The 14,238-nt window shown below is 60.4% G+C and carries 15 protein-coding genes; 8 read left to right on the forward strand and 7 right to left on the reverse strand.

The window, feature by feature from the left end; all coding sequences use genetic code 11:
* Positions 1-165 precede the first annotated feature (165 nt).
* Complete coding sequence (locus VL202_RS09980; RefSeq protein WP_325463961.1) at positions 166-579, reverse strand: cupin domain-containing protein; 414 nt, start codon at positions 577-579, stop codon at positions 166-168.
* 142 nt (positions 580-721) lie between these two features.
* Between VL202_RS09980 and VL202_RS09985 the strand changes: the two genes are divergently transcribed.
* From VL202_RS09985 to VL202_RS10020, 8 genes are all read left to right on the forward strand, one after another.
* Entirely contained in the window at positions 722-1,513 is a 792-nt protein-coding gene (locus VL202_RS09985; RefSeq protein ID WP_056334056.1) for an ABC transporter ATP-binding protein, read from the forward strand.
* Positions 1,503-1,970: a GNAT family N-acetyltransferase gene (locus VL202_RS09990; RefSeq protein WP_325463962.1), complete on the forward strand. Its 468-nt coding sequence runs from the start codon at positions 1,503-1,505 to the stop codon at positions 1,968-1,970. Before VL202_RS09985 ends, VL202_RS09990 begins: the two co-directional genes overlap by 11 nt.
* Positions 1,967-2,302: a hypothetical protein gene (locus tag VL202_RS09995; RefSeq protein ID WP_056334700.1), complete on the forward strand. Its 336-nt coding sequence runs from the start codon at positions 1,967-1,969 to the stop codon at positions 2,300-2,302. Before VL202_RS09990 ends, VL202_RS09995 begins: the two co-directional genes overlap by 4 nt.
* A 2-nt stretch (positions 2,303-2,304) precedes the next feature.
* Complete coding sequence (locus tag VL202_RS10000; RefSeq protein ID WP_325463963.1) at positions 2,305-3,189, forward strand: ABC transporter permease; 885 nt, start codon at positions 2,305-2,307, stop codon at positions 3,187-3,189.
* Positions 3,186-4,058 (forward strand): ABC transporter permease, encoded by an 873-nt coding sequence (locus tag VL202_RS10005; RefSeq protein WP_325463964.1) that lies wholly within the window; start codon positions 3,186-3,188, stop codon positions 4,056-4,058. Before VL202_RS10000 ends, VL202_RS10005 begins: the two co-directional genes overlap by 4 nt.
* Positions 4,059-4,139: 81 nt before the next feature.
* Positions 4,140-5,132, forward strand: a complete 993-nt coding sequence (locus VL202_RS10010; RefSeq protein ID WP_325463965.1) for an ABC transporter substrate-binding protein — start codon at positions 4,140-4,142, stop codon at positions 5,130-5,132.
* Between the two features lie 343 nt (positions 5,133-5,475).
* Entirely contained in the window at positions 5,476-6,666 is a 1,191-nt protein-coding gene (locus VL202_RS10015) for an efflux RND transporter periplasmic adaptor subunit (RefSeq protein ID WP_325463966.1), read from the forward strand.
* Positions 6,667-6,679: 13 nt separating this feature from the next.
* The gene (locus tag VL202_RS10020; RefSeq protein ID WP_325463967.1) at positions 6,680-9,982 is read left to right on the forward strand and encodes an efflux RND transporter permease subunit; all 3,303 of its coding nucleotides are present in this window, start codon (positions 6,680-6,682) and stop codon (positions 9,980-9,982) included.
* Positions 9,983-10,063: 81 nt separating this feature from the next.
* On the opposite strand, the gene VL202_RS10025 is transcribed toward VL202_RS10020, so the two are convergent.
* The 6 genes from VL202_RS10025 to VL202_RS10050 form a co-directional block, all read right to left on the reverse strand.
* Positions 10,064-10,360, reverse strand: coding sequence for a putative quinol monooxygenase (locus tag VL202_RS10025; RefSeq protein ID WP_325463968.1), 297 nt, complete (start codon positions 10,358-10,360; stop codon positions 10,064-10,066).
* A 106-nt stretch (positions 10,361-10,466) separates the two neighbouring features.
* Positions 10,467-11,006 (reverse strand): peroxiredoxin, encoded by a 540-nt coding sequence (locus VL202_RS10030; protein WP_325463971.1) that lies wholly within the window; start codon positions 11,004-11,006, stop codon positions 10,467-10,469.
* A 225-nt stretch (positions 11,007-11,231) separates the two neighbouring features.
* The gene (locus VL202_RS10035; protein ID WP_325463969.1) at positions 11,232-11,933 is read right to left on the reverse strand and encodes a Urease operon accessory protein; all 702 of its coding nucleotides are present in this window, start codon (positions 11,931-11,933) and stop codon (positions 11,232-11,234) included.
* A gap of 1 nt (position 11,934) precedes the next feature.
* Positions 11,935-12,357 carry a lysozyme inhibitor LprI family protein gene (locus VL202_RS10040; protein WP_414692835.1) on the reverse strand — a complete coding sequence of 141 codons (423 nt, stop codon included), beginning with the start codon at positions 12,355-12,357 and terminating at the stop codon, positions 11,935-11,937.
* A gap of 227 nt (positions 12,358-12,584) precedes the next feature.
* The gene (locus tag VL202_RS10045) at positions 12,585-13,703 is read right to left on the reverse strand and encodes a branched-chain amino acid ABC transporter substrate-binding protein (protein ID WP_056334028.1); all 1,119 of its coding nucleotides are present in this window, start codon (positions 13,701-13,703) and stop codon (positions 12,585-12,587) included.
* A gap of 113 nt (positions 13,704-13,816) precedes the next feature.
* A complete protein-coding gene (locus VL202_RS10050; protein ID WP_056334025.1) occupies positions 13,817-14,161 on the reverse strand; it encodes a DUF6867 family protein in 345 nt (114 codons plus the stop codon).
* Positions 14,162-14,238 lie beyond the last annotated feature (77 nt).

Genomic DNA, 14,238 nt, shown 5'->3' on the forward strand with positions numbered 1-14,238 from the left:
GATTGCTGCGCGCCAATTTTCCAATCGTCGGGAAAATCGCCTTCGGCCCTGAACATACTCCATGTGAGGCTGGCACTGCGTGCGCGGACAATCTCCCCCCTTGAGGGGGAGATGTCACGGAGTGACAGAGGGGGGTATCGCAACAACCCCGTCAGCCTCCCCGTTTCAAATGGGCACCAGCCTCTCCAGCTCCGGCAGAAGCACGACGCTCTCCTGCTCGTTGGGATCCGTCCTCGCGATAACCGCCGAAGCCGGCTGGTCGGAAAGATTGGCCGGCAGATGCGGAACGCCGGCCGGGATGTAGAACATCTCCCCGGCCCTGACGATGACGTGATATTCCAGCCGGTCGCCGTACCAGGTATGCGCCTCACCCGCCAGCATGTAGATCGCCGTTTCATGGGTCGCGTGCTTATGCGCCTTCGCCCGGCCACCCGGCGGGATCGTCAGGAGATGCATGCAGATGCCGGTCGAGCCGACCGCTTCCGCCGAAATACCCTCGAAATAGCTGAACCCCTGCTTGCCGTCATAGGTCTGGCCGGGACGGACGATCCGGCAGGTCGGTTTCGACGATTGCGACATTTCCACAGCTCCCCGGCAGCAATATCGCCGGCAGCATACCTCATTCGAAAAATATGAAGTACGACTATCGGAGACAGAGAGCCGAATGACGTCACAGCAATCTTCCAGGCAATGGCATTCAGGACGGAGCGAACCGGATACAATGACACTCTCACCAGCATCCGTCGTCTCGGCTCGCGATCTCGGCCTGACCTTCGAGACCAATGATGGCCCGGTCAATGCGCTCACCGGCGTCGATCTCGATGTTCGCAAGGGCGATTTCGTCTCCTTTATCGGCCCCTCCGGCTGCGGCAAGACGACGTTTCTGCGCGTCATCGCCGACCTGGAAAAGCCGACCTCCGGCTCGATCACCGTCAACGGCACGACGCCGGAAGACGCGCGCAGGAACCGCTCCTATGGCTATGTCTTCCAGGCAGCCGCGCTCTATCCCTGGCGCACGATCGAGAAGAACATCGCCTTGCCGCTCGAGATCATGGGAATTTCGGGCGACGAGCGGAAGGAACGCATCGCGCGCACGCTCGACCTCGTCAATCTCACCGGTTTCGGCAAGAAATTCCCATGGCAATTGTCCGGCGGCATGCAGCAGCGCGCCTCGATCGCCCGCGCGCTCGCCTTCGATGCCGACCTGCTGTTGATGGACGAACCCTTCGGCGCGCTGGACGAGATCGTCCGCGACCATCTGAACGAACAACTGCTGAAATTGTGGGAACGGACCAACAAGACCATCTGCTTCGTCACCCATTCGATCCCGGAGGCCGTCTATCTCTCGACCCGCATCGTGGTCATGAGCCCGCGCCCCGGGCGAGTCACAGACATCATCGAATCGACATTGCCGAAGGAGCGCCCGCTCGACATCCGCGAAAGCCCCGAATTCCTTGAAATCGCCAGCCGCGTGCGCGAGGGCCTGAGGGCGGGGCATAGCTATGACGAGTAGAGACATCATCCGGGACGCTCATATCTCCGATATGCCCGCCTGTGCGGCAATTCTCAACGGCTGGATTGACGATACGTCCTGGATGCCACGCGTTCACGACCATGAGAATGTCGAGCGTTATTATCGCGACGTCGTATTTCAGGAGCGTCAAGTCAAGGTCGCCGATCTCGACGGCAGGGTATGCGCCTTCCTGGCGCTCTCCGGTGACGCTTGCATCACAGCACTTTATGCCGATCGTGATCATCGCCGGGCAGGTTTTGGAAAAAAACTGATCGACACCGCAAAGGCAATCTTTCCTGAACGGCTGGACCTCTGGACGTTCGTAGAAAACAGGGGAGCGCAACAGTTCTACAGGCGCGAAATGTTCACGGAGGTGAGAAGAACAGACGGTGACAACGAAGAAAGTCTGCCGGATATACTGTTCCGATGGACGTACTCTTCGGAGTTGCCATCATGAACGCCACCTTCATCTTCTGGCTCGTGGCGGCAATGGCGGTCTTTCTCAGCGCGGCAACCGCGTCGCGCTATTACGTCGCCAGCAATAATATCCTCCTCCTCGTCTTCTCACTCGCTCTCTATTGCGTTGGCAATCTGATGATGGTGCGGCTGATGCGCGAAGGCGGGCTGGGGCTGGCCATTTCCGCCTCGGCCGTCGCGCAGCTTCTTCTGATCAATGTCATCGCCTTTGCAATCTTCGGCGAGCGCCTGACCCTTTCCCAGATGGCCGGCGTGGCGCTCGGCGTCGTCTCCATGGCACTGATGCTGCTGCCCTCGAGCGGAAAGGCCTGAAGATGGAAAAGCCGAACTTTTTCAACGACAGGATCTTGCCGGTGGGAACGATCCTGCTTGTCCTCCTCGTCGTCTGGTATGTCGCCGCGGTCTTCCTCAGTGCGCCTTTCGAGCGTGACACCGCCGCCCGCGCGGGAACGGAGATCACCTTCTCCGAAATCCTCCCAAAAACCATGTTCCAGCAGCGGCCGGTGCTGCCGGCACCCCATCAGGTGGTTGCAGAGATCTGGGATACGACATTCAACAAGCCAATCACCTCGAAGCGAAGCCTAGTCTACCATGCCTGGATCACGCTTTCCGCGACGTTGCTGGGCTTTGGTCTCGGCGCCCTTCTCGGCATCCTGCTTGCCGTCGGCATCGTCCACAATCGCGCCATGGACCGCTCGCTGATGCCCTGGGTCATTGCCAGCCAGACGATCCCGATCCTTGCGATTGCCCCCATGATCATTGTCGTGCTGAATGCCATCGGCATTTCCGGCCTCCTGCCGAAGGCGCTGATCTCGACCTATCTCAGCTTCTTCCCCATCGTCGTCGGCATGGTGAAGGGCCTGCGCAGCCCCGAGCAGATCCAGCTCGACCTGATGCACACCTATTATGCCAGCCCCGCCCAGACCTTCTGGAAATTGCGCTGGCCGGCCTCCATGCCCTATCTCTTCACCTCGCTGAAAGTCGCCATCGCCATATCGCTGGTCGGCGCCATCGTCGGCGAGCTTCCAACCGGTGCCGTCTCCGGCCTCGGCGCCCGGCTGCTGGCCGGCTCCTATTACGGCCAGACGGTGCAGATCTGGTCGGCCCTGTTCATGGCGGCGGCGCTGGCGGCGGTGCTCGTTGTCATTGTCGGCCTGGCCCAGACGGCCGTTCTCAAGCGCATGGGGGTCAAGCCATGAATTCCGCTCTCCTCATCGGCGCGATCGCCTTCTGGCTGCTGGCCTGGGCCACGAACGAATGGCTCGTGCGCCGCACATTCACGAGCCCCTCGATGGCGCGGGCAGCGCGGCTTGCCGTACCGCTGCTTTTCGGCATTACAATCCTGGTGCTCTGGGAAGGCATCGTGCGCGCGTTCAACGTTCCTTCCGTGCTTCTGCCGCCGCCCTCGATGATCTGGACGCGGCTCATCAATTCCGTGCCGACCCTCTGGGCGGATTTTCGCCAGACATTCCTGAAGGCGGTCCTCGTCGGCTATGCGCTCGGCTGCGGGCTCGGCTTCCTCACCGCGCTCGCCATCGACCGTTCCCCTTTCCTGCAAAAGGGGCTTCTGCCGCTCGGCAATTTCGTCTCCGCCCTGCCGGTCATCGGCGTGGCGCCGATCATGGTCATGTGGTTCGGTTTCGACTGGCAATCGAAAGTGGCCGTGGTCGTCATCATGACCTTTTTCCCGATGCTGGTGAACACGGTCTCCGGGCTCGCCGCGACGAGTTCCATGGAAAAGGACCTGATGCGGACCTATGCCGCCAGCTGGTTCCAGACCCTGGTCAAGCTCAGGCTTCCCGCGGCATGGCCTTTCATCTTCAATGCGCTCAAGATCAATTCCACGCTCGCCTTGATCGGCGCGATCGTGGCCGAATTTTTCGGAACCCCCATCGTGGGCATGGGGTTCAGGATCTCTACGGAGGTGGGGCGCATGAATGTCGATATGGTCTGGGCCGAAATCGCTGTCGCGGCGGTGGCCGGCTCGGCCTTTTACGGGCTGGTTGCGCTCATCGAGCGCGCCGTCACGTTCTGGCATCCGTCCGTGCGCAACGCGCGAACGGCCTGAGAAGCGACCTGTCCGCAATGGACGGGCGTCATAAAAAGCCTGCCCTTCCGTGGTGGAGGGGCATAAAAAGAGGGAACTGACATGAAGACGAAACTTGCATCATTGCTGCTGGCAAGCGCCTTTTCGCTGTCCGCATTCCAGGCCGTCGCCGCCGACAAGGTGGTCCTTCAGCTCAAATGGGTTACCCAGGCCCAGTTCGCCGGCTATTACGTCGCCAAGGACAAGGGCTTTTACGAAGAGGAAGGCCTCGATGTGGAGATCAAGCCGGGCGGCCCGGATATCGCTCCGCCGCAGGTGATCGCCGGCGGCGGCGCCGATGTCGTCGTCGACTGGATGCCTTCGGCGCTGGCGACCCGCGAAAAAGGCGTGGCGCTGGTCAATATCGCCCAGCCGTTCAAATCGTCGGGCATGATGCTCACCTGCCTGAAGGAATCCGGCGTCACCTCGCCGGACGATTTCAAGGGCAAGACGCTCGGCGTCTGGTTCTTCGGCAATGAATATCCCTTCCTCTCCTGGATGAGCCAGCTTGGCCTGAAGACCGATGGCGGCCCCGACGGCGTCACCGTGCTCAAGCAGGGCTTCAACGTGGATCCGCTGATCCAGAAGCAGGCCGCCTGCATCTCCACCATGACCTATAACGAATACTGGCAGGTCATCGATGCCGGCCTCAAGCCGGAAGACTTGGTGACCTTCAAATACGAGGACCAGGGCGTCGCCACGCTGGAAGACGGGCTCTATGTGCTTGAAGACAAGCTCAAGGACCCGGCCTTCAAGGAAAAGATGGTGAAATTCGTGCGTGCCTCGATGAAGGGCTGGAAATACGCCGAAACCAATACCGACGAGGCGGCCAACATCGTTCTGGAGAATGACGCGACAGGTGCCCAGACGGAAGAGCACCAGAAGCGCATGATGAGCGAAGTCGCCAAGCTCACCGCCGGTTCGAACGGGGCGCTGGATGAGGCAGATTACAAGCGCACCGTCTCGTCTCTGCTGAAGGGCGGTTCCGATCCGGTGATCACCAAGGAACCTGTCGGCGCCTTCACCCATGAGATCACCGATGCTGCCCTGAAATAACCTCGATATCGAGTTTTGCTACCACAACGCGCGGATCACCTCCGCGCGTTGCCTGTTTGAGGACACCGGCGACGCCTACAAATTTTCGTGAAAGAACTCTGCCTTGCATCCATGCAACAAATAAAATAATGAGGCACCATTCTTTTTTCGACTGACCTTGCATCGTCCACAAGGCCTAACTAAATAGAGCCGAAGCATTTTTGAGGAGGATGCGGAGGAATTTTCCGTTCATTGCGACCGAGACGGCAGTTTCCTTCCAATTCTTCGATTGACGACGGCAATTCCTTGCTGGAATCGCGCGGCGTCGGAAATCTGACATCCGCAATTCCAGGAAAGTGAGCCGATGGCCCTCCCCAAGACGCCCGCCTTTTGCATTTCTGCCGCTATCTTGCTGTTTTTCCTGCCGAACGCCAGTTTCGCGGAAGAGGCACAGGCGCCGAAACCCGAGCAGGCCCTGCCCTCCATTGTCGTTACCAAGGTCGAAAACCAGTCGATTACCGACAGGGTCGTTGCCACCGGAACCATCAAGGCCGTTGAGGAAATCTATGTTTCGCCGCTGGTCGATGGACTTTCCATTCGCTCGCTGAATGCCGATATCGGCGACCGCGTCGAGGCGGGAACCGTGCTGGCGACACTGAACGAGGACATGCTCCTCCTGCAAAAGAGCCAGTATGCCGCAAGCCTTGCCAAGGCGAATGCCGCACTGGCGCAATATCAGGCGCAACTGGCCGAAGCCAATGCCAATGCCGAAGAGGCAGCGCGGGTAAGCGAGCGTTCCAAGAAGCTTTCGGAAGCGGGCTCCATGTCCACTGCACAGGCTGATCGCGAAGAGGCGGCCGCGACCGCAGCGCGTGCGCGCGTCAACTCTGCCGAACAGATGATCGCCGTGGCCGAGGCCGATATTCAGGTCGTCGAAGCGCAGATAGCCGATGTCGATCTGCGTCTCGCCCGCACCGAGGTCAAGACCCCGGTAAGCGGTCTCGTTTCGGCAAGGACCGCAAAGATCGGCGCGATCGCCAGCGGCGCCGGCGAACCGCTGTTCACCCTCATCCGCGACGGCGCGATCGAAATGCAGGCGGATATTCCAGAAACCGATCTCGTCCGGCTGGCCTTGGGTGAAAAGGTCCTGGTGACGCTGGCGGGGGCCAGGAACGAGCTTGCCGGAAAGGTCCGCCTGATTTCGCCTAGGGTCGATGCGCAGACGCGCCTCGGAACCGTCTATATCGCACTTGACGAGCCGGACAAGGCACGGGTGGGCATGTATGCGGATGCCCAGATCATCATCGAGGAAAAGCAGGCCATCGTCCTGCCGCTGACGGCAGTGACGACCGCCAATGACGAGACGATCGTGCGCAAGGTCGAAGACGGCGTCGTCCATATGGCCAAGGTGACCACCGGCATCCAGGACGGCGAATTCATCGAAATCACCACGGGCCTGAAGCCGGGTGACACCGTCGTGGCCAAGGCAGGCGCCTATGTGCGTGATGGCGACAAGATCAATCCGGTGACATCCGCCTCCACGGCGACCAATTGACGGGAACACGGATATGAATTTCTCAGCCTGGGCAATCCGCAACCCGATTGCGCCCATCCTCGCCTTCGTCTTGCTGATGTATCTCGGTTACCAGTCGTTCAACACGCTGCCGATCACCCGCTTTCCGAACATCGACGTGCCGATCGTCTCTGTCAGCGTCAGCCAGAGCGGCGCGGCGCCGGCCGAACTCGAGACGCAGGTGACCAAGGAAATCGAGGATGCGGTCGCCGGAATTTCCGGTGTCGATCACATCACCTCGACCATCAGCGACGGGCTTTCGAGCACTGCTGTCATGTTCAAGATGGACGTGCCGACCAACCAGGCGGTGCAAGACGTCAAGGATGCCATCGACCGCATTCGCAGCGACCTGCCGGCCTCCGTCGAGGAGCCGATCGTCTCCAAGGTCGATGTCGAGGGCCAGGCGATCCAGACCTTCGCTGTCTCTTCACCCGGCATGACCCTGGAGGAAATCTCCTGGTTCGTCGATGATACGATCAAGCGCGCCCTCCAGGGCCAGACCGGTATCGGCCGGATCGACCGTTACGGCGGATCGGACCGCGAAGTCCGCGTCGAACTGAACGAATCCCGGCTGAATTCCTACGGGATCACCGCCTCCGACGTGAACGGCCAGTTGCGCAAGATGAACACCGATCTCGGCTCGGGCCGCGGCCAGGTGGGAGGTAGCGAACAGGCGATCCGCACGCTGGGCGATACGCGCTCGGTCTCCGGCCTTGCCAATACGATGATCGCCCTGCCGAACGGCCGCTTCGTCCGCCTCTCGGAGCTCGGCAGCGTCACGGATACCTACGAGGAGCCGAAATCCTTCTCGCGTTACAACGGCGATCCCGTCGTCACCTTCGCGGTCTTCCGTTCCAAGGGGGCAAGTGAGGTCACGGTTGCCGAAACCGTGGAAAAGACGCTCGCGGACCTGCATACGAAATATCCGGACGTGTCGATCGAACTGGTCAACGATTCGGTCTATTACACCTATGGCAATTACGAAGCGGCCTTGCACACGCTGCTCGAAGGCGCCCTTTTGGCGGTGGCCGTGGTTCTACTCTTCCTGCGCAACTGGCGCGCTACCTTGATCTCGGCCATGGCCTTGCCGCTTTCGGCCATTCCCACATTCTGGGTGATGGACCTGCTCGGATTCTCGCTCAATCTCGTCAGCTTCCTTGCCCTGACGCTGGCGACCGGCATTCTCGTCGACGACGCGATCGTCGAGATCGAGAATATCGCCCGCCATATCAAGATGGGCAAATCGCCCTACAAGGCGGCCATCGAGGCAGCGGACGAAATCGGTCTCGCCGTCATCGCAACCACCTTCACCATCATCGCGGTCTTCGTCCCGGTTTCCTTCATGCCCGGCATTCCGGGCCAGTATTTCATCCAGTTCGGCCTGACGGTTGCCGTGTCGGTGTTCTTCTCGTTGCTGGTCGCGCGGCTGATCACACCGGTAATGGCCGCCTATCTGATGAAATCCGGCGACGGAGACGGCCACCACGACGACAGCGATGGCCGGCTGATGCGCGGCTATACCTGGCTGGTGACGACGACGACGAGGCGCTGGTATATGCGTTATGCCACGCTCGTGGCCGCCATCGCCTTCGTCATCGGCTCGGTCATGTTGCTGATGACGGTTCCCGGCAGCTTCCTGCCGCCGGAAGATGCATCCCGCATCGTGCTCTCGGTCGAATTGCCGCCCAATGCCATGCTGGAGGACACCGACACAACGACGGCGCAGATCTACGACAAGATCAAGGATCTCGATGGCGTCGAGGGCATATTCGTGCTCGGCGGCGCTTCCCCGAAAGGGGACCTCGAACTGCGCCGTGCCACCATCACTGTCATGCTGGGCAAGCTCGATCATTCGCTTCTCAACAAGGTGGTGAACGATGTTCTCGGCGGCATGCCCCTCATCGGCTCCTATATGCCGAAATTGCCGCCGGCCGGTCGCATCATTCCGCAGGCCGAGATCGAAAAACAGGTCTATGCCGCCGTTCGCTCCATCCCGGATGTGCGCATTCTCAAGCTGAACGACCGCGGCGAGCGGGATCTGTCCTTCAATCTGCTGTCTGGAAACGACAAGGATCTGAATGCGGCGGTGGCATTGCTGGAGGCCAATCTGCGCGACGAGCCGCTGCTCGCCAACATCAGCCCGGACGGCGCCTTGCCGCGACCCGAGTTGCAGATTCGCCCGCGCGCCGACCAGATGTCGCGGCTGGGCATCACCACCGCCCAGATCGCCGACGTCGTGCGCGTCGCAACGATTGGCGACATAGATGCGGCGCTGACGAAAATCTCCCTCGACGACCGGCAGATTCCGATCCGCGTCCAGATCGATACGGATTTCCGCACCGATCTTGCCGCGATCCGCAACCTCAAGGTCCAGACCGCTGCCGGTGCGCTGGTTCCGATCTCCACGGTCGCCGATATCAACTATTCGGAAGGGCCAAGCTCGATCAAGCGCTATGACCGCTACCGTGTGGTCACCATGGGTGCCGATCTGCCCACCGGGGTGGCACTTAATTCCGCCACGGATCGCTTCAAGCAGATCGCCAAGGAAACCAAGCTGCCGCCGACCGTGCAGTTCCTTGAAAGCGGCGATGCCGAGATCCAGGCGGAAATGGAGCAGGGTTTCGGCAATGCCATGCTGCTCGGCCTCATGCTGGTGCTGGTGGTGCTCATTCTTCTGTTCAAGAACGTCATCCAGCCCTTCACCATCCTGTTCTCCCTGCCGCTCGCCATCGGCGGTGTGGCGGCCGGGCTGATCCTGACCCAGAACGCCATGTCGATGCCGGTGCTGATCGGCATCCTGATGTTGATGGGCATCGTCACGAAGAACGCCATCCTGCTCGTCGACTTCGCCATCGAGATGATGCAACAGGGAATGGAGCGAACACATGCCATGGTCGAAGCCGGCCGCAAGCGTGCCCGGCCGATCATCATGACCTCGATCGCCATGTCGGCGGGCATGTTGCCCTCGGCGCTCGGCGTCGGCGAAGGCGGGTCGTTCCGCGCGCCGATGGCGATCGCCGTGATCGGCGGCATCATCGTCTCGACGGTGATCTCGCTGGTCGTCGTACCATCCTTCTTCCTGATCATGGACGACCTGTCCCGCCTGCTCTCCTGGATATTCGGCCATCTGGTCGGCGGCAAGGATCACGAGCCGGAAATTCTGGAAAACGCAGCCCTGACCGATATCGTCACCGAGCAGAACAGGACGATCGGCGAGTTGCAACAGAGGCTCGACCGGCTGGAAGGGCCGAGACGCGGATCGAACGTGATAAGTCATCCGGCATTGGCTGCGGAATAGGCCGGCACGATCATGAAAAGGCCCGGCGCATCGATGATGCGCCGGGCCTTTTTGTATCCGATCATCCTGCCAATGGCGATATCAGAGAATCTCGATCCGTTCGGGATGGACGATCTCGACCCGGCTTTCCGCCTTCAGCCCGGAGGTCGCCGCGATAAAATCGCGGATATGCGGCGCATGGAAATGCGCTTCCAGGGCCTCGCGGCTTTCCCATGTCTCGACAAAGACCAGCGTATCCGGCGCGTCGGGCTTCTGGTAGAGGTCGTAGCTGATGCAGCCCTTTTCCTTGCGGGTCTCGGCGATCAGGGTCTTGCTGAGGGAGACGATATCCCTCCCCTTGCCCGGCTGGGCTTGCGTATGGGCGATAACGTGGATCATTGAACCTCCGGTCTTTTCTGGGACACGGCAATCTAGCGATAAAAAAACCCGACGCCAGATCGAAACGACCGGCGCCGGGCTTGATTAATCAGGGCATGTCTTAGGATCAGGCCGCCATCTTCTCCGAGCGCAGGGCGCCAAGGATATTCTGCGGCGAAGACACGCCATAGGGATCGCTGTCGGCGTTGTCGCAATAGCCTTCCTCTTCGAACCACTGCTCGACGACGCCATTGTTGACGATCGCCGCATAGCGCCACGAGCGCATGCCGAATCCGAGATTGTCCTTCGAGACGAGCATGCCCATCTTGCGGGTGAACTCGCCGGAACCGTCCGGAATGAGCTTGACCTTGTCGAGATTCTGCGATTTCCCCCAGGCATTCATCACGAAGGCATCATTGACCGAGATGCAGTAGATCGTGTCGATGCCTTCGGCCTTGAAGTCGTCTGCGAGCTTCTCGAAATCGGGCAGTTGGAAGGTCGAGCACGTGGGCGTGAAGGCTCCGGGAAGCGAAAACAGTACGGCACGCTTGCCGGAAAAATAGTCCTCGGAAGACACATCCTGCCAACGGAACGGATTGGTACCTTCGATAGCCTCGTCGCGAACGCGCGTGCGGAAGATGACGGACGGCACTTTTCTGCCAATGATCATGATCGGTCTCCTGGAATGTAAATCGCGGGCGGTCAGTGGGAAAGCCAAGGCACCCAGCGTGACCTGCTTCCTACAATAAATCCTGCCGCAATGCAGCAAGAACGACCGGAAAAAGGCGCGATGCATGGCAGATATGCAGCCGCTGCAAGCCGGCCCGTCAGCCAATGAGCTTGAACAAGGTCGCCAGGACCATCATGGGGCGAAGCGGACCCGGCACCCGGTTCACACGGCTTTTACAGCGACATTCGAGCCGATCTGGTCTCCGCTCCGGTCTAGGCGCGACAACTGGCGCTGCGCCACCAGCGCATCCACATAACGGCGCTCGGCGTCGAAAGGATGCCATTCCCAGCCGGCATGGCCGAAGCCGGCAAGGACGATACGGTCCCCCGGTTGCCGCCAGTGAGCCAGAACCTCCGCGATGATGATAAGACCGCTGCTGGGCACCACATAGGGGTCTGGATCATGCGCCCTCAACCCAGTGTCCACATGGTCATGGATGGAAGCTGGAACGGCATGGAAAGCCCGGCCGGTCGCCTTCGCGAAAGCCCGGAAGCCCGAACTATAGTCGTCGCAGAGATCATCGAGATCGGGATGGCTATGTGCCAATTGCGATCGCAAGCTCTCGAACTTCGCCGCTGACCGAACGCACCAGATGGCGCTTGCCTGGCGCACCGCAGCGCTGTTCTTCCAGTTGCCGCCGCCCAACATCGACAGAGCCGGACGTCCGGTATTGCAGACCGCGACGATATCGGTCCTGCTCCCCCCAGCGCCACGGGAACGGCAATCGTTGAACCGGATCACAAGATCGGCGGCATCGATGATCGCGGCGGCGCCTGCAGCCACCGGCCCGTTTCCGACGATCATGATCGTTCGGCCCACCGTCGGCCGGCTCACTTTCCAGTGGTCCATCTTCAACCGATCCATGTCAGTTCCCAAGGTTCTCGACTGTGACCTTCAGTTCCTCGGTCCGTTTTGCGGTCAGTTCGGCAAGGCAGCCCGAGACCAGCATCGGCTCCATCGATCCACCGCGCGCGGCAAAACCGGCAAGCGCGCATTGACCGTCGCGATAGGGGATCCAGGCGCGCTGTGCCTTCTTCAATGCATCGACGGCGCCAACGGCTTTCTCGTCATATTCCCTGATCTGCCTGTCGGTTTCCTGCGCTGCCGCCAGGGCTTTGCGATAGGCCGCGTTCAGGGCTCCATCAGCCGCCTGGTAATCCCGATAGGCACAGATGTTGAGATCGGACTGGGTCGTGCCATTGGCGCAATCAACCACCGGCTCCTCCTGCGCCGAAACGGGCAGCGCCATGGCAGCGAGGATGACATTTGAGAAAACAATCGTCCTGATCATGATTATCCTGTCTTTCGTAAATGCCGTTCACGCCTGTCCTATACGGCGAGACGGCCGACATACATCCTCCCGGACAGGCGCCGGCCTTGCCTCGTGGATGATGACCCTTTCGAGCGCGCCGATCAATGTCTCCTCGATAGCCTTGACGGCACAACGCAGAACGAAAAAAGGCCCGGCGTTTCGCCAGGCCTTCCTGTTTTTACCATGCCCGTGCGGGCAAAGGATTATTCGTTCTCGGCGTAGGTGTACTTGCCGTCGTCACCCTTCTTCCAGGTGTACATGACGTAGTCCGGGCGGGTGATGTCGCCCTTTTCATCGAAGCCGAGTTCGCCGATGGCCGTCTGGAACGGGCCCTTCGCCTTGAGAGCTTCTGCAACGGCCTGCGGATCGTTGCCGCCGGCAGCCTTGGCAGCCTGAGCGATGACCTGGAGGGCAGCGTAGGAGTAGAGCGTGTAGGCTTCCGGTTCGAAGCCGGCAGCACGGAACTTCTCGACCAGTTCCTTTGCGGCTTCGTTCTTGCGCGGATCCGGAGCAAACGTCATCAGCGTACCATCGACTGCATCGCCGGCGATCGAAGCCAGTTCGTTGGAAACGATACCGTCGCCCGACATGAAGGTTGCCTTCAGGCCCTGGTCGGCAGCCTGGCGTTCCATCAGGCCGAACTCGGTGTGCAGACCACCCCAGTAGACGACGGAAACGCCGGCTTCCTTCATCTTGGCGATGAGAGCGGAGAAGTCCTTGTCGCCGATATTGACGCCTTCATAGACCGCCTCGGTGATACCGGCTTCGTTCATTGCCTTCTTGGTTTCGTCGGCAAGGCCCTGGCCATACGGGGTCTTGTCGTGAATGACGGCAACCTTGGCATCCTTGAAGTTGGCAGCAATGAAGGCACCGGCCACGGCGCCCTGCTGGTCGTCACGGCCGCAGGTACGGAAGGTGTTCCACAGGCCGCGTTCCGTGTAGGTCGGGTTGGTGGAAGCCGGCGAAACCTGCAGGATGCCGTTTTCGGCATAGATTTCCGAAGTCGGGATGGAGACGCCCGAGTTGAAGTGGCCGACCACGAACTTCACGCCGTCAGCAACGAACTTGTTGGCGACCGAAACGCCCTGCTTCGGATCGGATACGTCATCGCCGAGCACGACCTTGACCTGCTCGCCATTGATGCCGCCGGCAGCATTGATGTCCGCTGCAGCCTGCTCGACACCCTTCTGGATCTGCGCGCCGAATGCGGCGTTCGGGCCGGTGATCGGGCCACCGACGCCAATCAGGATATCGGCCCAGGCGCTGCCGCTGAAAGCGACCATTGCAGCCAAAGCGACAGCCGACATGAGAGACTTCTTCATATTGTAACTCCCAGATTTAAGAGCGGGTTGGTTTTTAACCGGTCGCAACACCCGCATTCATTGCGCCGATATCGTTTTGCCACGGCCGGACTTGGCCGCGGTGTTCCCTCTGCTTATTTGGACTTCCAGGAAAAAGGCGAGACCTTTTCATAGAGCCAGTAGTAGTTGTTGGTCATCTGCCTTGTACGGTAGTAGCGGAAGCCGAGCGTAGCAAACAACAAAAGCGCCAGCGTGTCCACGGCATAGTACTGAACCGTCAGCAGCGTGCCGCCAAAGAGCGCATGATGGATGAAACGGATGGCCGCGCCCAGCAACAGCACGTAGACGACAAGCGTCCCGTAATTCTGCCAGTTCTCCGCAACGCTCTTGCCCGTGCGCCAGGCAGTCCAGCCCCCCATGACGACGGTGATGAAGAGGAACTGCCAGACCGACGGCTCTTCGTAGAGAATTCCCTGCATATTCTTGACTCCCCAGACCGCCCTAGTGGCGCCCGCCTTCCAGATAGGCCGCACGCACTTCCGGATTGGCCAGAAGC

The sequence above is a fragment of the Pararhizobium sp. genome, assembly GCF_035497515.1.
In the GTDB taxonomy this organism is placed as follows: Bacteria; Pseudomonadota; Alphaproteobacteria; order Rhizobiales; family Rhizobiaceae; genus Pararhizobium.